At 70.3% G+C, this 17,872-nt stretch carries 16 protein-coding genes; 11 read left to right on the top strand and 5 right to left on the bottom strand.

What is annotated here, in order from left to right; genetic code table 11:
• The first annotated feature begins 54 nt into the window (after positions 1-54).
• Positions 55-798, top strand: coding sequence for an endonuclease/exonuclease/phosphatase family protein (locus CLV71_RS09805; protein ID WP_133902318.1), 744 nt, complete (start codon positions 55-57; stop codon positions 796-798).
• On the opposite strand, the gene CLV71_RS09800 is transcribed toward CLV71_RS09805, so the two are convergent.
• Complete coding sequence (locus CLV71_RS09800; protein WP_133902317.1) at positions 788-1,375, bottom strand: hypothetical protein; 588 nt, start codon at positions 1,373-1,375, stop codon at positions 788-790. The genes CLV71_RS09805 and CLV71_RS09800 overlap by 11 nt on opposite strands.
• A 332-nt stretch (positions 1,376-1,707) precedes the next feature.
• Positions 1,708-2,589, bottom strand: a complete 882-nt coding sequence (locus CLV71_RS09795; protein ID WP_133902316.1) for a LysR family transcriptional regulator — start codon at positions 2,587-2,589, stop codon at positions 1,708-1,710.
• Positions 2,590-2,659: 70 nt separating this feature from the next.
• Here CLV71_RS09795 and CLV71_RS09790 point away from each other — a divergent pair, with 70 nt between their 5' ends.
• The 4 genes from CLV71_RS09790 (at position 2,660) to CLV71_RS09775 (ending at position 7,199) form a co-directional block, all read left to right on the top strand.
• Positions 2,660-3,952 carry an FAD-binding oxidoreductase gene (locus CLV71_RS09790; protein ID WP_133902315.1) on the top strand — a complete coding sequence of 431 codons (1,293 nt, stop codon included), beginning with the start codon at positions 2,660-2,662 and terminating at the stop codon, positions 3,950-3,952.
• A 9-nt stretch (positions 3,953-3,961) separates the two neighbouring features.
• Positions 3,962-5,155 carry a DNA polymerase IV gene (dinB, locus tag CLV71_RS09785; protein WP_133902314.1) on the top strand — a complete coding sequence of 398 codons (1,194 nt, stop codon included), beginning with the start codon at positions 3,962-3,964 and terminating at the stop codon, positions 5,153-5,155.
• A 90-nt stretch (positions 5,156-5,245) separates the two neighbouring features.
• Complete coding sequence (locus tag CLV71_RS09780; protein WP_133902563.1) at positions 5,246-6,934, top strand: sodium:solute symporter family protein; 1,689 nt, start codon at positions 5,246-5,248, stop codon at positions 6,932-6,934.
• 10 nt (positions 6,935-6,944) lie between these two features.
• Positions 6,945-7,199 (top strand): hypothetical protein, encoded by a 255-nt coding sequence (locus CLV71_RS09775; RefSeq protein WP_133902313.1) that lies wholly within the window; start codon positions 6,945-6,947, stop codon positions 7,197-7,199.
• A 22-nt stretch (positions 7,200-7,221) separates the two neighbouring features.
• Here the strand turns inward: CLV71_RS09775 and CLV71_RS09770 are convergent, their stop codons facing one another.
• Complete coding sequence (locus CLV71_RS09770; RefSeq protein WP_243866329.1) at positions 7,222-7,779, bottom strand: hypothetical protein; 558 nt, start codon at positions 7,777-7,779, stop codon at positions 7,222-7,224.
• Positions 7,780-7,947: 168 nt separating this feature from the next.
• Here CLV71_RS09770 and CLV71_RS09765 point away from each other — a divergent pair, with 168 nt between their 5' ends.
• On the top strand, positions 7,948-8,967 hold the full coding sequence (locus tag CLV71_RS09765) for an FUSC family protein (protein WP_133902312.1): 1,020 nt from the start codon (positions 7,948-7,950) through the stop codon (positions 8,965-8,967).
• Here CLV71_RS09765 and CLV71_RS09760 read toward each other — a convergent pair.
• Complete coding sequence (locus tag CLV71_RS09760) at positions 8,957-9,619, bottom strand: NAD(P)H-binding protein (protein WP_133902311.1); 663 nt, start codon at positions 9,617-9,619, stop codon at positions 8,957-8,959. The genes CLV71_RS09765 and CLV71_RS09760 overlap by 11 nt on opposite strands.
• Before the next feature lie 56 nt (positions 9,620-9,675).
• Between CLV71_RS09760 and CLV71_RS09755 the strand changes: the two genes are divergently transcribed.
• From CLV71_RS09755 to CLV71_RS09735, 5 genes are all read left to right on the top strand, one after another.
• A complete protein-coding gene (locus CLV71_RS09755; protein WP_133902310.1) occupies positions 9,676-10,569 on the top strand; it encodes a LysR family transcriptional regulator in 894 nt (297 codons plus the stop codon).
• 138 nt (positions 10,570-10,707) lie between these two features.
• Complete coding sequence (gene lanKC, locus CLV71_RS09750; protein ID WP_133902309.1) at positions 10,708-13,323, top strand: class III lanthionine synthetase LanKC; 2,616 nt, start codon at positions 10,708-10,710, stop codon at positions 13,321-13,323.
• Positions 13,324-13,349: 26 nt separating this feature from the next.
• Positions 13,350-13,508, top strand: coding sequence for a SapB/AmfS family lanthipeptide (locus CLV71_RS09745; protein ID WP_133902308.1), 159 nt, complete (start codon positions 13,350-13,352; stop codon positions 13,506-13,508).
• A 133-nt stretch (positions 13,509-13,641) separates the two neighbouring features.
• A complete protein-coding gene (locus CLV71_RS09740) occupies positions 13,642-15,252 on the top strand; it encodes an ABC transporter ATP-binding protein (protein WP_133902307.1) in 1,611 nt (536 codons plus the stop codon).
• A gap of 184 nt (positions 15,253-15,436) precedes the next feature.
• On the top strand, positions 15,437-17,128 hold the full coding sequence (locus CLV71_RS09735) for an ATP-binding cassette domain-containing protein (RefSeq protein WP_133902306.1): 1,692 nt from the start codon (positions 15,437-15,439) through the stop codon (positions 17,126-17,128).
• Here the strand turns inward: CLV71_RS09735 and CLV71_RS09730 are convergent.
• Positions 17,114-17,767 (bottom strand): response regulator transcription factor, encoded by a 654-nt coding sequence (locus tag CLV71_RS09730; protein ID WP_133902305.1) that lies wholly within the window; start codon positions 17,765-17,767, stop codon positions 17,114-17,116. The genes CLV71_RS09735 and CLV71_RS09730 overlap by 15 nt on opposite strands.
• Between the last annotated feature and the right edge of the window lie 105 nt (positions 17,768-17,872).

Raw genomic sequence — 17,872 nt, 5'->3', positions numbered from 1 at the left:
CTGGAGGCTGTTTGTTACTTGCCACACATGTAAGTGCTCTGGTCATATTGCCGCATGCGGACTGTCATCGGAGTACTGCTGCTCGTGTCCGGTTTCCTGGTCGCCGCGATTCCCGCGTCGGCGGCGACGACTGTGAAGATCCTCCAGCTGAACATCTGCCACAGCGGGGTGGCGGGCTGCTACACGGGCGCCGAACCCGTGATGGCCAAGGCCGTTTCGGTGATCGGCTCGACGAAGCCGCAGGTCCTGTCGGTGAACGAGGCCTGCTCCGGTGACGTGACGCGGCTACAGGCGGCGATGGGGGCGTCCCGGGCGGTCTTCGTGGCGGCCCAGACACGTGCCGGCGCTGCCGTGACCTGCACGAACGGCCAGCAGTACGGCAACATTCTCGTGGTGGTGTCCGCGCTGGCGGGCACCTCGCCGACGACGGGCCGCTACTCGGCCCAGGACACCAGCAACGAGATGCGGGTGTGGGCGTGCCTGCCCGCGGGCGGCGTGAGCGCGTGCACGACGCATCTTTCGGCACGCACGGGTTCGGTTGCGCTCGCACAGTGCAAGGAATTGCTGAACCGGGCGGCCGCCATGACGGGTCCCACGGTGGTCTCGGGTGACATGAACCTGCGCTACCAGGGAAGCCCGAACGTGCAGGACTGCAACCCGTCCGGCTTCTACCGCAAGGGCGACGGCGACCTGCAGCACGTGTTCGCGTCGACGAGCCTGACGTTCGTCAGCGGCACGAAGATCGACATGTCCGGCACGACGGACCACCCCGGCTGGCTGGTGACCGTCACGAAGTGAGCTCCCGCTCGGTCACGACGTCGATGTCGTCCCCCGAGATCGACAGCACGGCGGGCACGAGCTCGGTGGTCGGGTACTCCGACTCACGCACCATCCGGTGGATCACGGGTTCGAGAGCGGACCCTGCGGCGGCCACGTACACCTCGTCGGGACAGGGCAGCCCGACGACGAGTCGTTGGGTGCCGAGGGCTTCGGAGATCCGCCGGTAGAAGTCGGGCAGGCAGACGGCGGCGGAGACGAGTGTTCCGGACAGGGACAGCAGTTCTCCGTCGTCGGTCTCGCGTCCCTCCACGGTCAGCCGGCCGGCGAGGTTCTCGAGGGCCTCTGCCATCAGTGCGTCGAAGGAGTGCTCCCCGATCTGTTCGTGCGTCACGTGGAACATCCCGATGGTGTCTCGGGGCGTCGGTGCGACGACCGCCAACGCAAGGTGCAGTCGGCCTGCTGCGATCGGCCAGTGCGGCACGGCCTCGAGCAACCCGACCCGAGGCGAGGAACCGCTCCACAGCACGGGTAACAGCTCTCCGCGTGGCTGACTGTCGACCTCGTCGAGTGGCTCGGCCCCACCACGTCCGCTCACGCCGTGGTCTCCGCTCGGCCCACCACTCCACGCTCTGCCAACAGGTTCGGCGCGGCCCCGGCCCGATCAGGGTCCAGTCGGTCTACATGCACCGGATGACCATACCCGTGACCACACTGTCAGGGGCGCCCATGATCATCTTCGTCTCACCAGTCGGAAGAACTGGCGCACCTCCTCGACGAACAACCCCGGCTGTCGGCGTTGGCGAACCACTCGCTCACCTCACGGCTGGGGAGTCGGTCAGCCGGCTCCTCGTCGGGCCATCTGGTGCGCAGCAACCGTTCCCCGCAGGTCGGTCAGCTCGGCCTCCGGGATGTCGACGTGGAACGGGATCACGTCGGGACACCGCCCGCTAGCTCGACCAACGCCCGTGCCGCGGTGCTCCGCTGACCCTCTGTCCGCCAGGCCATGGCTAATCGGCCACGGAGTGACGGGCGGACGATCCGCACCTTGTGCACCGTCTCCGTGTGCTCGTCCGCGGTCGACTCCGGCACGATCGCGACACCAAGTCCCCGCGCGGCAAGTCGGGCGAGCATGCTCGGGTTCGTGGCCTCCAGGCCGATCCTCGGGCGCACGCCAGCCGCCGTGCAGGCCTCGTCCAGCACGTCACGCATGCCGCTGCCCACCGGCATGCTGATCAACGTGTGCTCCTCCAGCGCACCGAGCCCGACGGACTCCCTGTCGCTCAACGGCTCGCCGTACCCGACCGCGGCGACGACCGCCTCGTCCGCGATCACCGACAGCGTGAGCCCCTCGGGGTCCTTCCTCGTCAGTGCGATGAGCGCGACGTCGAGCGTGCCGTCGCGCAGCTGGTCGACGAGGGCGTGCGAGTCGTCCTCGACCAGCGTGATGTCGATCCCGGGGTAGTCGCGGTGGAACCGTTCGAGCAGCAGGGGCATGTCCGGCACGCCGCACGACGTGACCATGCCGAGCCGTACGTGCCCACGCATCAGCCCGGCCAGCTCGTCGGCGACCTCCCGCAGGTCGTCGATGGCACGTAGGGCCGCACGCGCGAAGGGCAGCACGGCCGCACCCGCGTCGGTGAGGCTGACACCGCGGCCCGACCGGTCGAGCAGCTCCTGGCCCAGCTCGCGTTCGAGCAGGCGGATCTGCGCGCTCACCCCCGGCTGCGCGACGTGCACGCGTTCGGCCGCCCTGGTGAAACCGCCCGCCTCGACGATCGTGACCAGGTAGCGGAGCTGTCGGATCTCCATAACGATCGATTATACATCAGATGTGATCCAGATCTTTGACTTATGACACGTTCGGGACCACAGTGGCGTCATGGACACGTTCTTCGCAGGTGACAAGGGGTATGACGACGAGATCGCCGGCTTCCAGACGCTCGTGCGGCACCAACCCGAGATGGTCGTGGCGGCATCGAGTGCCGACGACCTGGCCGAGGCGGTGCGCCAGGCCCGCGACCGCGGCCTGCGTGTCGCGGTGCAGGCGACCGGGCACGGCATCCGCGTGCCTGCCGACGGCCTGCTGGTGACCACGCGGCGCATGTCGGGCGTCCGGGTCGACCCGGACGCGCGAACCGCGTGGGTCGAGGCTGGGGCACGCGGCTCGGCGGTGATCGAGGCGGCGGCAGCCCACGGCCTCGCCCCGGTGGTCGGCTCGTCGCCGGGGGTCGGCGCCGTCGGGTTCACGCTCGCGGGCGGGTTCGGGCTGCTGGGCCGCACGTTCGGGTACGCCACCGACCACGTGCGCGCGATCGACGTGGTCACGTCCGACGGCAGGCTCCGCCGCGTCACCGCGACGAGCGAGCCGGACCTGTTCTGGGCGCTGCGTGGCGGCGGCGAGCCGCTCGGTCTCGTGGCGGGCATGGAGATCGCGCTGCTGCCCCTGCCCGTCGTGCACGGCGGCGGCCTGCACTTCGACGCCGAACACGCGGCGGACGTGCTGACCGCGTTCCGCGACCTCACGGCCGCGGCGCGGGACACGCTGACGGCGTCGGTCGGCATGATCGGGCTGCCGCCGATCGACGCGGTGCCGGAACCCTTGCGTGGCAGGCATGTCCTGCACGTCCGGCTGGCGAGCACCGAACCGCTCGACCCGGCGCTGCTCGCCCCGCTGCGTGCGATCGGCCCGCTGGTCGACCGGGTGGGCGAGGTGCCGGCCACCGAGGTCGGCTCGATCTACGGCGAGCCGGACTTCCCGCACCCCTACGTGGGGGACAACGTGTTGCTCGGCGAGCTGCCGCCCACGCTGCTGGACGCGGTGCGCACGCTCGCCGGCCCGACCGCGCCGGTGCCGTGCATCGTCGACATCCGCCAGCTGGGCGGTGCGATGGCGCGGACGCCGGAGGTCCCCGACGCGGTGCCCTTCCGCGGTGCCGCCTACGTCCTGCGGGTGCTGTCCTCGGCGGAGGACGTCGAGGCCGCACGGTCCGCGCACCACGAGGTGTTCGCCGCCGCGGCGCCGTTCGCCGTCGGCCGCGCGGCCGCCTTCAGCTACGGCCCGCCGGACGACGACCCGTCCCTGCCCGCCCTGCGTGATCGTGCGACCGCGGCAAGGTTGTCCGAGGTCAGGAAGGTTGTCGACCCGGAAGGGCTACTCTTCGTCGGTGGCTGATGCGAACATATGTTCGTGAGTGAGGCGACGATCCTCCATGCCGACCTCGACGCGTTCTACGCGTCGGTCGAGCAGCGGGACAACCCGGACCTGCGCGGCCGCCCGGTGATCGTGGGCGGCGGCGTGGTCCTCGCCGCGAGCTACGAGGCCAAGCGGCTCGGCGTGCGCACGGCGATGGGCGGCGCACGCGCGCTGCGGCTCTGCCCCCAGGCGATAGTGGTGCCACCGAGGATGTCGGCGTACTCGGCGGCCAGCAAGGCGGTGTTCGAGGTCTTCCGCGACACCACGCCACTCGTGGAGGGGATCTCCATCGACGAGGCCTTCCTCGAGGTCGGCGGCCTGCGCAAGATCGCGGGTCCACCCGAGCTGATCGCCGAGCGACTGCGCCGGGCCGTCATGGAGCGGGTGGGGCTCCCGATCACCGTGGGCGTGGCACGCACCAAGTTCCTGGCCAAGGTGGCGAGCGGGGTCGCGAAACCCGACGGCCTCCTCGTCGTGCCCCCGACCGGCGAGCTGGAGTTCCTGCACCCGTTGCCGGTGGAGCGGTTGTGGGGCGTCGGCAAGGTGACGTCCGCGAAGCTGCGCGACCGGGGCATCACGACGGTCGGCCAGGTGGCGAAGCTCAGCGAGTCGACGCTGACGGCGATGCTGGGGAAGGGTTCCGGGCGCCACCTGCACGCGCTGGCGCACAACCAGGACCCCCGCCCGGTCCGGGTCGGCAGGCGTCGTCGCTCGATCGGCGCGCAGCGGGCCATCGGATGGTCGACGCACACGCCGGAGGACCTGGAGGCCGTGCTGGCGCAGCTGATCGACCGGACGGCGCGGCGGCTGCGCGCGGCGAAGCGGTCGGCGCGGACGGTGGTGCTGCGCCTGCGGTTCGCCGACTTCGCCCGCGCCACGAGGTCGCACACGCTGGTCCACGCGACCGCCGACACCGAGGTGCTGCTGGTCACGGCACGCGGGCTGCTCAGGGCGGTGCTGCCGATGTTGCTGGACCGCGGGTGCACGCTGGTCGGGGTGTCACTCGCGAACCTGGACGACGAGGACGCCGCACAGCTCATGCTTCCCTTCGACGACGTGGAGCCGGGCGCGCTGGACTCGGCCGTGGACCACGTGCGCGACCGGTTCGGGTCGCTCGCCGTCACCCGGGCCGTGCTGCTCGGCCGCGATCCGGGGCTCTCCGTGCCGCTGCTGCCCGACTGACGTACTGCCGATCTTGTTCGTCGCGCGGGGCGATCACATGTGGTGTTTGCTTGTCGCAGTGGCTTTGGGAGGTGACTGAAGTTGCAGACAATGGCGGCGGACCTGCGGCTCGATGCCAACGCGGTCGACTACGTCCTACTGGCTTTCTACTTCGTCCTGGTTCTCGGTATCGGGTACATGGCTCGGCGGCACGTGTCGAGCAGCATCGACTTCTTCCTGTCGGGGCGGTCCCTGCCCGCCTGGGTCACGGGTCTGGCGTTCATCTCGGCGAACCTCGGGGCGATCGAGGTCATGGGGATGTCGGCCAACGGGGCCGAGTACGGCATGCCGACGGCGCACTACTTCTGGATCGGCGCCGTGCCCGCGATGCTGTTCCTTGGCGTCGTGATGATGCCCTTCTACTACGGCTCAAAGGTTCGCAGCGTGCCGGAGTTCATGCTCCGGCGGTTCGGCAAACCGGCGCACCTCGTCAACGGCATCAGCTTCGCGGTGGCACAGGTGCTCATCGCGGGCGCCAACCTCTTCCTGCTCGCCTCGGTCGTCAACCTGCTGCTGGGCTGGCCCCTCTGGGTCTCCGTCGTCGTGGCCGCCGCCATCGTGCTCAGCTACACCGCCCTCGGCGGGTTGTCCGCCGCCATCTACAACGAGGTGCTGCAGTTCGTCGTCATCGTCGGCGCGTTGCTGCCACTGACGATCGTGGGTCTGTACAAGGTCGGCGGCTGGCAGGGGCTGGTCGACAAGGTGACCGCGGGGCCGGGTGGCGCGGAGCAGCTGGACAGCTGGCCGGGCAACCAGCTCACCGGCTTCTCCGACAACCTGCTCTCCGTGCTCGGCATCGTCTTCGGGCTCGGGTTCGTGCTCTCCTTCGGTTACTGGACCACGAACTTCGTCGAGGTGCAGCGGGCACTGGCGGCCAAGAGCATGTCGGCCGCACAGCGAACGCCCATCATCGGCGCGTTCCCCAAGATGGTCATCCCCTTCATCGTCATCATCCCCGGCATGATCGCCGGGGTCGCGGTCACCGAGCTGCAGGGCGACAACAAGGCCGCGTTGATGGCGGGCGACGCCGCGCCGAGCGGGGCCACGTTCAACCAGGCGCTGCTGTTGCTCATGCGTGACCTGTTGCCCAACGGCATGCTCGGTGTCGCCATCGCGGGGCTGCTCGCCTCGTTCATGGCAGGCATGGCGGCCAACCTCAGCTCGTTCAACACCGTGTTCACCTACGACATCTGGCAGGCGTACATCCGCAAGGACCGGCCGGACGGGTACTACCTGCGGATCGGACGTGTCGTCACCGCCATCGCCACCGTGCTCGCCATCGGCACGGCGTTCATCGCCTCCACCTACGCCAACCTGATGGACTACCTGCAACAGCTCTTCTCGTTCTTCAACGCACCACTGTTCGCCACCTTCATCCTCGGCATGTTCTGGCGGCGGATGACGGCGGCGGCGGGCTGGATCGGGCTCGTGTCCGGCACGGTCTCCGCGATCGTCGTGTTCGTGCTGTCCGAGAGCGGGGTGTGGACGTTGCCGGGGCAGGGCGCGGCGTTCGTCGGCGCCGGGGCCGCGTTCGTGATCGACATCGTGGTCAGTGTCGCGGTCACCGCGGTCACCCAGCCGAAGCCGGTCTCCGAGCTGGCGGGGCTCGTGTACTCGCTGACGCCCAAGGAGGACCGTCAGCGCGAGGTCACCGGCGACGACGCCGGCTGGTACCGCAACCCGGGGCTGCTCGCCGGGATCGTCCTGGTCATCACGATCGCCTTGAACATCATCTTCTGAGGGAGGGATCATGAGCGAGGAGACAACCACGTCCGCCTTCGACGTCCGGCTGATCATCGCCCTGCTGCTCGGGGTCTACGGGATCGTCCTGACGGTGCTCGGGGCCTTCTTCGTCACCGACGACGAGGTGCGCAGGTCGGGCGGGGTGAACATCAATCTGTGGACCGGCATCGTGATGCTGGTCGTGTGCGGGCTCTTCGTGCTGTGGGCGCGGTTGCGGCCCCTGCGCGTGCCTCAGTCCACCGCGGAGACCGCGGTGGACTGAGGGGGATGAGCTGTGGGGCTGGTCAGCGCGTGACGCGACGGTACTGCGACACGCGGCGGGGGACCGGGAGCGCGAACCTGCGGATCAGGAACGTCAGCAGCGCGCCGATGGCCAGCCACGCGATGGCGGCGAGACCGTCGTTGAGGAACGTGCGGATCTTCTCGTTGGCGGGCACGAACAGGTCGCGCAGGCCGAGCGAGACGGCGGACGACCAGTCGTTGATGAGCCCGGCGAAGCCGTTGCTCTGGTTGGCCGAGCCGAGGACCAGGATGATGTGTAACGCCAGGACCACGGCGAACACGGCGCACAGCACGTTGATGACGGTGCACACGATGCCGACGGTGCGCCGCCGCCGCTGGTCGGGGTCACCCGTGACCCGCTCCTGCTCGACCACCGGCTGGCCTGCGACGTGCTGCTCGTAGCGCTGCTCGTCGATCGGCTGCTCGTACCGCGGCGCGGCGGCTTCCTCGTACCGCTCCTCGTACCCTTGTGCGGCGACAGGTGGCTGGACCCGGGGCGGCGGCTCTGCGGCGGGGTTGAGGTCCAGACGTGTTCTGTCAGGATCGATCGGGCGATTCATGGCATGACCTCTCTCCGGCTGGGGCAACCACGGGAGGCGTACCCGCCCGTGGGACAGGCAAACCCGACCCGAGCGGAGCGCGGGTGCGTCGTCTAGCGTGATCGCGTGCGGTTTGGGTCGGTGCGGTATCGGGTCGCTTTGCGTCGGCGCGTGCATGCCTTGCGGCTCATGGCATTGCCGATCGCGCAGTGCTGTGTGGCGGCGGCCGTCGCGTGGTTGGTGGCGACACAGGTGTTCTCGCACAGCAGACCGTTCTTCGCGCCCATGGCCGTCGTGATCTGCATCGGGGTCGGGTTCGGGCAGAAGCGGTTGCGGCGGGTCGTGGAGCTCGTGGTGGGCGTCAGCCTCGGGATCGGGGTCGGCGACCTCCTGATCTCGTGGATCGGCGGCGGGTGGTGGCAGCTCGCCCTCGTGCTCGGTCTGGCCATGACCGTCGCGGTGTTGTTGGGTGGCGGAACCTTCGTGACCCTGCAGGCCGGGAACTCCGCCATCCTCGTGGCCACCCTCCTGCCGCCGGGCGGGACCGCGGGGCTCGACCGGATGGTCGACGCACTCGTCGGTGGACTGCTGGGGATCGCCGCTGTCGCACTGATGCCTGGTGACCCGAGGGACGTGCTCGACAAGCGGGGCCGGGAGCTGCTGGGGGAGCTGTCGGCCGCGCTCGTCGCCGCCGCGGACGCCATCGACGCCAAGGACCGCGAGGTCGCCGTCGTGGCGCTTCGGCGGGCGCGCACCCAGCCCGTCGGGGAGGACTTCCGTGCCGCACTGCAGGCCGCGCGGGAGATCGCGGCCATCTCGCCGCTGCACCGGCGGGAGCGGCACGCCGTCGGCAGGTACGCCAGCGCCGCCGAACTGATCGACCTCGCGTTGCGCAACAGCAGGGTGCTCCTGCGGCGCACGCGGTCGGCCCTGACCGACGACGAGACGTTCCCGCCCGCGCTGCCCGCCGCCTTGCGGGCACTCGCGGCCGCCTCTCACGACCTCGCCGAGATGCTTGCCGGGGACGGGAGTGCCGCGCCGGTGCGGGAGAGCATCCGTGCCGCGGCCACCGGTGTCGACGACCTCGCCGACGCCGGGTTCTCGGCCAGGGTGGTCACCGCCCAGCTTCGGTCGGTCGCCGTCGACCTCCTGCAGGCCACCGGACTCAGCCACGAACGGGCACGCGGGTTACTGCCCACTATGGACTGATCGCGTTGAATTCCCTGCTGTACAGGATTCGCTCCGGTGAACCGTGGCGGGCCAGGCCCAGCATCGCGCGGCCGATCTGTTCCGTCGTGGACACGTGCTTGGGGAACAGCAGGCGCAGCAAGGGATGCAGGAAGCCCAGCACCCGGTACAGCACGCGGTAGAGCGTCGTCCTCGACGTCGCGCCGTGCAGCGGTTGGATGAAGCCGGGCCGCAGCACGTAGGCCCGCAGCGACGTCGCCAGCAACGCGTTCTCGGTCTCGCCACGCACCCGTGCCCACATGGTGCGCCCCTTCTCGGTGCTGTCGGCGCCCACTCCGGACACGTACACGAACGTCGCCGACGGGTTCTGGGCCGCCACCGCCGACGCCGCGGCCATGGTGATGTCGTAGGTCACCCGGCGGTAGTCGGCCTCGGACTTGCCCGTCGACGTCACGCCGAGGCAGAAGAAGCACGCGTCCACCCCGGACAGCTCGGCCGCGAAGGGCGACAGGTCGAGGAGGTCGGTGGTCAGCAGTTCCTGGAACTTCGGGTCGCGCACCCCGCTCGCCGTGCGTCCCACCGAGACGACCGAGGACACGTCCGCGTCCAGCAGGCACTCCCTGACCACGCCCTGGCCGACCATGCCGGTCGCGCCGAAGACCACCACCCTCATGCCACAACCGTAGCAACCCGCTGAAACGTCCGGGCCGCACCCTTAAGCTGAGCTACATGCTCGACGTGCGACGGATGCAGGTGCTGCGAGCCGTGGTGACCAGCGGCTCGGTGACGGCCGCGGCCACGAACCTCGGCTACACGCCCTCCGCGGTCAGCCAGCAGATCGCGGCACTCGAACGGCAGGCGGGCGTGCCGCTCCTGGAGCGGGTCGGGCGCGGGGTGCGGCCCACCGCGGCGGGACGGCTGCTCACCGAGCACGCCGCCATCATCGGCCAGCACGTCGCCGAGGCCGAGACCGCGCTCGCCGACCTGCGTGCCGGCCGCACGGGACGCCTCGCCGTCCGGTACTTCGCCACCGCTGGTGCCGCGCTGGTGCCGCCCGCGCTGGCCAGGCTGCGTGCCGAGCACCCGCGCGTGCAGGTCGACCTCAGGTTGAACAACCCGGCCGACCAGCTGGCCGAGATCGTGCACGGCGACGCGGACCTCGCGATCATGGTGCCCGCGCACGAGGAGCCGCCGGACGGCATCCGGCTGGTGCACCTGCTCGACGACCCATACCACGCCGTGCTGCCCAAGGGGCACCGCCTCGCGGGGCAGCGGGTGCTGGACCTCGCCGAGATGGCGGAGGAGCCGTGGGTGAACAACGAGCTGGCCGCCGGACCGTGTATGGAGCGGATGCTCGCCGCCTGCGCCTGCGCCGGGTTCAACCCGAACTTCGTCGTGCAGAGCGACGACTACGCCACCGCGCAGGGGTTCGTCGCGGCCGGTCTCGGGGTGACCCTCATCCCCAGTCTGGGGCTGGGCCAGCGGCATCCCGGCGTCGTGGTGCGGCGCGTGCGCAACCCGGAGCCGGTGCGGTCGATCTACGCGGCCGTCCGCGAGTCGTCGGTCGGCCAGCCCGCGCTCGCCGGTTTGCTCGACGCGCTCCGTGACGCCGCCAAACGATAGGGCGTCACCTAGTCGAGTTAATCGCGTAAAAATGTGACTATCGCGTGGTTTGCCGGTGACGGTTTGCACTAATGCCGCCTAGTGCCCGTGCCGCACGATTGCTGTCGGATTCGGTTCCGACGAGCGGAGCAACCGGGGATGGACCAGGACTATCAGCCGTACTGCATGGCAGACCCTTCTTTCTACGACGCCATGCACTCGGAGGACACGGCGGGCGAGTCGTTCGCCACCGCCGCGCGGCCCCTGCCGAAAGGCTGGACGCTGCACCCGCAGGACGACTGGCTGGTCGTGAACCCGCCCGTGCGACAGGCGATCCCGGCTCAGGGCTGGAAGATCCACGCCTCCGCGACGATGGACAACGCCGACCGCGTGCTCGACGCGGTCTGGGACTACTGCGTCCCACGTGGGATCTCCTTCAAGTTCCTGAGGTCCAGCTCCGCCCTGCTCGCCCGTGTCGCGAAGTACGCACCACGCGGGTTCGCGGGAAAACTCGTCACCGTCTACCCGGAGAACGACGAAGCCTGCGAGAAGATACTCACCGAACTGGGTGACCAACTGGTGGGTGAACCGAGCCCGTACATTCTGAGCGACCTCCGCTGGGGGAAGGGCCCGCTGTTCGTCAGGTACGGCGCCTTCTCCACCCGGTACATGGTCGACGACACCGGCGTGGTGGTCGAGGCGATGGCCGACCCGGAGGGCAACCTCGTGCCGGACAGGCGCGACCCCGTCTTCCGCGTGCCGCCGTGGGTGACGCTGCCCGCCTTCCTCGAGCCGCACCTCGAGGCCCGCAACTCGGTCAGCCTCACCGACCTGCCCTACACGATCGAGCAGGTCCTGCACTTCTCCAACGGCGGCGGCATCTACTCGGGCACCGACAACCGCACCGGCGAGCGCGTCGTGCTCAAGGAGGCCCGTCCCCACGCGGGTCTCGACTCCTGGCGCCACGACGCGGTCCGCAGGCTCGAACGCGAGCACGAGACGCTGGTGCGACTCGCGGGCATCCCGGGCATCCCGAAGGTCCACGACCTGTTCTGGGTGGGCGAGCACCGGTTCTTCGCCATGGAACACGTCGAGGGCGACGTGCTCGGCAAGGCGATCACGCTGAGATACCCGCTGATCGACCCCACCGCGACACCCGAGAAGTACGCGTCGTTCACGAGCTGGGCGATGGACATCCACCGCCAGATCAGCGAGACCATCGCGGGTGTCCACGAACGCGGCATCGTCTACGGCGACCTGCACCTGTTCAACATCGTGGTCCGCGAGGACGACACGATCGCGCTGCTCGACTACGAGGTGGCCTCCCCGGTCGAGGAGGCCACCCGGCCCGGCCTCAACAACCCCGGCTTCGCCCCGCCGCGTGACGTCAACGGCTTCGACATCGACGACTACGCGCTGGCCTGCCTGAAGTTCGCGATCTTCCTGCCGATGACCAACCTCCTCGGCCTGCACCGGCTCAAGGCGCGGCACTTCACCGAGATCATCACCGAGCACTTCCCCGTGTCACGGGAGTACCTGCTGCCCGCGCAGGACATGATCGTGCCGCCGGACACCCCCCACCTGCCGAGCCCCCGGCTCGAACCCGATCCGGCGCGGTGGCCGTCCCTTCGCGACGACCTCGTCCGCGCGATCCGCGCGAGCGCCACCCCCGAGCGGGACGACCGGCTCTTCCCCGGTGACCCGCAGCAGTTCGGGGTCGGCGGGCTCGGCCTCGCGTACGGCGCCGCAGGCGTGCTCTACGCCATGGACGTCACCGGCGGCGGCCGCGTGGAGGAGTACGAGCGCTGGCTCGTCAGCCACGCGACCAACCCGCCGACCGGTACCCGGCTCGGGCTGTACGACGGCCTGCACGGCGCCGCGTTCACGTTGGCGCACCTCGGTTACCGGCAGGAGGCGCTCGACGTCGTCGACATCTTCCTCAAGGAGAACTGGGAGACGGTCGGCCACGACCTCAAGGCGGGTGTGTCCGGCTTCGGGCTGAACCTGCTGCACCTCGCGGACTCGACGGGTGAGCCTGCGCTCCGCGGCGCGGCGCACCGTGCCGCGGAGCTGGTGGCGGCGGCACAGGTCCCCGAGGAGTCGTCGGCGGAGTACCCGGTCAGCGGCTCGGGTCAGCCGTGGGTCGGCCTGTTCCGCGGCCGGTCGGGCGCGGCGTTGTTCCTCGTCAGGACGTACGACGAGACGGGCGACGTGGCGTTCCTCGACGCGGCCGCCGAGGCGCTGCGGTTCGACCTGCGCCGGTGCATCACGCGGGACAACGGCACGATCGAGGTCAACGAGGGCTGGCGGACGATGCCCTACCTCGACGGCGGCAGCGCGGGCATCGGCATGGTGCTCGACGAGTACCTCCGCCGCAGGCACGACGAGCAGTTCGCGGAGGCGGCCGCCGCGGTGGCCCGCACCGCGCGCTCGGAGATGTACATCCTCACGGGCCTGCTCACGGGTCGCGCTGGCATGCTGCTCTACCTCGCCGGGCGCTCCGCCGACCCGGCCAACGACCCCGACGTGGCCAGGCAGGTCCGCAACCTCGCGTGGCACGCGCTGCCCTACGGCGACGGCATGGCCTTCCCCGGGAACGCGTTGCTGCGGCTGTCCATGGACCTCGCGACCGGCACCGCCGGTGTGCTGCTCGCGCTCGGCGCGGCACTGCACGACCAGCCGGTGCACGCCCCACTGCTCGCGCCGACCCGCGACGCGGTCGCGCGGCCGGGCGAGCCACCACAGACCCCCACGCCGGCTGGCGTGGGTCAGTAGGAAATCCCCCGAAAAAGGAGCCAACAATGGCACTTCTCGACCTGCAGGGCATGGAGCAGGCCCCGGCGAACGGTGGCGGCGGTGGCGGCGGTGGCAGCAGCGCCTCCGGCCACTCGTGCCCGTCGAACCTGTCGCTCACCCTGTGCGACGGCAGCTCCGGCCTGAGCCTGCTGATCTGCCACTGATCCGCCACTGAGCGGAGCAGGCTGAGCATCGCCACAGGCGGAGCGAGCATCGCTTCGGCGTAGAAGATCGGGAGCGGTCCCGGACAACTGGCGTTTGTCCGGGACCGCTGCCCTTGTTCGGGAAGGATACGCCGTGACTGCCTTCGCGCAGACAGCCCGCAGGTCGGCAGGCTGGCTGCCGGTGATCGGCGTCAGCGCGTTGCTCGGCACCCTCGGCGCCCTCGCGTTGCCGGTGGTGCTCGGACGTGCGGTCGACTCGATCGTGGGCGGCGGGTCACCGGTGTGGTTCTGGCTGGCCACCGGGCTGGTCGTGCTGGGGATCGCCGTGGACCTCGTCGACGCGTACGCCGGGACGGCGTGCGTGGCGGGGACGACGGCGTGGCTGCGGGACCGGGTGGTGCGGCACGTGCTGTCCGTCGGGCCCCGCAACGGGTTCGAGACCGGGGACCTGGTGAGCCGGGTGTCCGGCAACGCCGCGGAGGCCGCCAACGCGGGGCCGGTCGTGGTGACGGTGTGGATGGCGTTGCTGCCGCCGGTCGGCAGCCTGGTGATGCTGGTGTATCTGGACTTCTGGCTCGCGGTGGCGTTCCTCGCCGGGGTCGCGCTCGTCGCCGTGGTGCTGCGGCTGTTCACGCTGCGGACCGCCGCGGTCGTGTCCGCGTACCTCACGGTGCAGGGCAGGCTCGCCGCGCGGTTCTCCGAGTCGTTGACGGGCGTACGCACGATCGCCTCGGCAGGCACGGTCGCCCAGGAGGAGCGGCGGGTGTTGTCGTCGCTGCCCGCGTTGCACGACGAGGGCATGCGGACGTGGCGGGTGCTGTCGTCGTCGGCGGCACAGGGGGCGGTGGTGGGGCCGCTGGTGCTGGTGGCCGTTCTGGCGACCGGAGGCTGGGGGCTCGCGGCCGGGCGGTTGACACCTGGTGAGCTGTTCGCGGCGGGGCAGTACGCGATGCTCGGCGCGGGGCTCGGCGGGTTGACGGGCGTGTTCGGCCGGTTGGCGCGGGCACGGGCGGGTGCGGAGCGGGTCGGCGAGGTGCTGGCCGGTACACCGGTGTCCTACGGGACGGCCGTGCTGCCCGCGGACGCCGGTTCTCTCGAGTTTCGCGGCGTGTCGGTCGACGCCCTGCTGACCGGCGTGTCGTTCGTCGTGCCGGGCGGGGCCGTCGCGGCGGTGGTGGGGCGTTCCGGGGCGGGGAAGTCGGTGCTCGCCTCGGTGGCGGCACGGTTGCGTGACCCGTCCGCCGGCGAGGTGCTGCTGGCCGGGGTGCCGTTGACGTCGTTGTCGCACGAGGAGCTGCGTGCGGCCGTCGGGTGCGCGTTCGAGCGGCCGAACCTGGTGGGGGCGACCGTCGGCGCGGCGATCGGGCCCGGTGGTGAGCAGGCCGCGCGGGCCACGTACGCCCACGAGTTCGTGTCCCGCCTGCCGGAGGGCTACGCGACGCCTCTTGTCGACGCGCCGATGTCGGGCGGTGAGCTGCAGCGGCTCGGGTTGGCGCGGTCGTGGCAGGCGACGCGACTGCTGGTGCTCGACGACGCGACCTCGAGCGTGGACATGGTGACTGAGATGCGGATCGGCACGGCACTCGCGCGGACGGGCGGCCGGACCCGGCTGGTGGTGACCCACCGCCTGTCGACGGCAGCGCAGGCCGACCTCGTGGTGTGGCTGGAGGACGGGCGGCTGCGCGCGGTCGGCACCCACGAGGAGCTGTGGACACGAGAGGACTACCGCGAGGTGTTCGGATGACGCGCCACCACTCGCCCCGCCCGCCTGCACTGAAGGACGCCTTCAGTGCAGCCAGCGTTAGGAAGGCGTCCTTCGGTGCGCCGGGCGTTGCGAAGGCGTCCTTCGGTGCGCCCAGTGTTAGGAAGGCGTCCTTCGGTGCGCCCAGCGTTACGAAGGCGTCCTTCAGTGCAGCGGGGGTCGGGGCGTGAGGCGTGAGCTGCGGTATGCCGTTCGGTCGTTCAGGGCGGCGCCTACGGTGGCGCTCGTCGCCTGGTCGGTTCCCGAGGCCCTGCCCGCCGCGACCTCAGGGTTCGTCATCGCCAACGCGGTCGACCGCGGGTTCCTCGCCGGGCGGCCCGTCGTCGGGCTTTTCTGGCTCGCGTCACTTCTCGTCGTCGCCGGGGCGGGTGCGCTCGGCACCCGGATGGTTTTCCGGCGGCTCGGGGAACTGGCCGAGCCGTTTCGGGACGGGCTCGTCGAGCGGGTGGTCGGCGGGGCAATCCGTAACGGAATCGCCGAGCGGCCGGATCACGGTGCTTTGGCACGGCTCACCCGCCAGGTGGAAGTCGCGCGTGATACCTACGCCGGGCTCGTCATCGTCATTCGCGGGTTTCTCGTCACCGTTGTCGGCGTGGTCGTCGGGGTATTCTCCCTTGCACCTGCAATTGCATTTCTCCTCCTGCCGCCCTTCGTACTGGGTCTCGGCGGATTCGTCGCGATGCTGGGATTGGCGGCGAATCGCCAACGCGCGGCCGTGTTGGCCGACGAGAAACTCAGTGCCGCCGCCGGACAGGTTTTCGCGGGCACTCGCGACGTAGTCGCGTGCGGCACCGAGAAAGACGCCGCGGCACTGGTAAAGCAACCAATCGACGAGCAGGCCGCCGCAGAACGGGCACTCGCGGGCGTCGCCGCCCTGCGCACCGCGTGCTTCGCCCTCGGCGGCTGGGTGCCGCTTCTGCTCCTGCTGTTCGCCGGACCCGCACTCGTCCGCGACGGGCTCACCGCGGGTGAGCTGCTCGGCGGCGCCACCTACGTCCTGTTCGGACTCCAGCCCGCACTGCAGAGCTTCGTCGCCGGGGTCGGCGGGAGCGGGCTGCGGTTCGTGATCACGCTCGGCCGCGTGCTCGACGCGAGCGACGTGCCGCCCGCCGAGCCGAGGCACGGCACCGCCACGGGTTACGCCGTCGAGCTGCGCAAGGTCACCTTCGCCTACGGGCCGCACGCGGAGCCCGTCATCGCCGACCTCGACCTCTCGGTCGTGCCCGGCGAGCACCTCGCGGTGGTCGGCCCGAGCGGCATCGGGAAGTCCACTCTGGTCAGTCTCGTCTGCGGGCTGCGCAGGCCCGATCGAGGCGAGGTCCTGCTCGGCGAGACCCCCGCCGCGGAGCTGGACCTCGCGACGCTGGCCGCCACCAGGGTGCTGATCCCCCAGGAGGCCTACGTCTTCACCGGCACCCTGCGCGACAACCTCACCTACCTGAACCCCGGCGCCACCACCGCCGAGATCGAACTCGCCGCAGCGAAGGTCGGTGCGCGGTTCGGGGACTACGACGCCCAGGTCAGCCCCCTGGAGATGTCCTCTGGGGAGCGACAGCTCGTCGCACTGGTGCGGGCCTACCTGTCACCGGCACCGCTGATCGTGCTCGACGAGGCCACCTGCCACCTCGACCCCGCCGCGGAGCGCCGGGCCGAACTGGCTTTCGCCGAACGGCCCGGCACCCTGGTCGTCATCGCCCACCGGATCAGCTCCGCGTTGCGTGCGGAGCGGGTGCTCGTCCTGGACGGCGCGGGCGCCGCGGTCGGCGACCACGCGACGCTCCTGCGTACCTCTCCGCTGTACCGCGAGCTGCTCGGGCACTGGGAGGCCGGACGGACCCCGGCCTCACAGCCAGCCTGACTCCGTCGCGATCCGGATCGCGTCGATCCGCGTCCTCGCCCCAGTCTTGTTCATGGCGTTCGACAGGTAGTTCCGCACGGTGCCGGGCGACAGCGAGAGCTGCTTGGCGATCTCCGGGCCGCTCGCCCCCTCGGCGGCGAGCCGCAGCACGGTCAACTCCCTGGGAGTGAAGGGATTGCTCCCGGCGGCCAGTGCGGCCACCACCAGGTTCGCGTCGATCACGGTGCCGCCGTCCGCGACATTGCGGATCGCGTGCAGCAGCCGGGTGGCCGGCGCGTTCTTGTCTATCAGTCCGGATACGTCGGCGGCGAGCAGGCGCTTCAGCAGGCCGGCGGGCCGGGTAACGGTCAACGCGACTATCTGGCACTCCGGTAATTTTTTTCGTATCTCGTGTACTGTTGACAGACCTTTGTTCTCCGGTATGTCCGCGGCGATGACCGCGACGTCCGGTCGCAGTCGCAAAGCCACCGAAACTGCCTGCTGGTCGCATTTCAGGTCCGCGATCACCTCGATGTCCTCCTCGTCCTCGAGCATGCTCACGAGCGCGGTGCGCAGCAGGTCCATGTCCTCCGCGAGTAAAACCCTGATAGATCGTCCATCCTCCTGCTCAGCCGAGCCACTGGAGCTTTGGCGCGCCATGCATCTCCTCCTGGGGACGGTAATCAGCCTGGTGCGGCGACCCCATCCGATCGCCGTTCCCACTGGTGAGTGTGTCCCGGCGAACCGAAATCCCGTTACGAGTCG

Origin of the sequence: Actinophytocola oryzae (assembly GCF_004364325.1) — a bacterium.
Lineage (GTDB): Bacteria > Actinomycetota > Actinomycetes > Mycobacteriales > Pseudonocardiaceae > Actinophytocola > Actinophytocola oryzae.
This window is presented reverse-complemented; position numbering and strand designations above follow the sequence as displayed.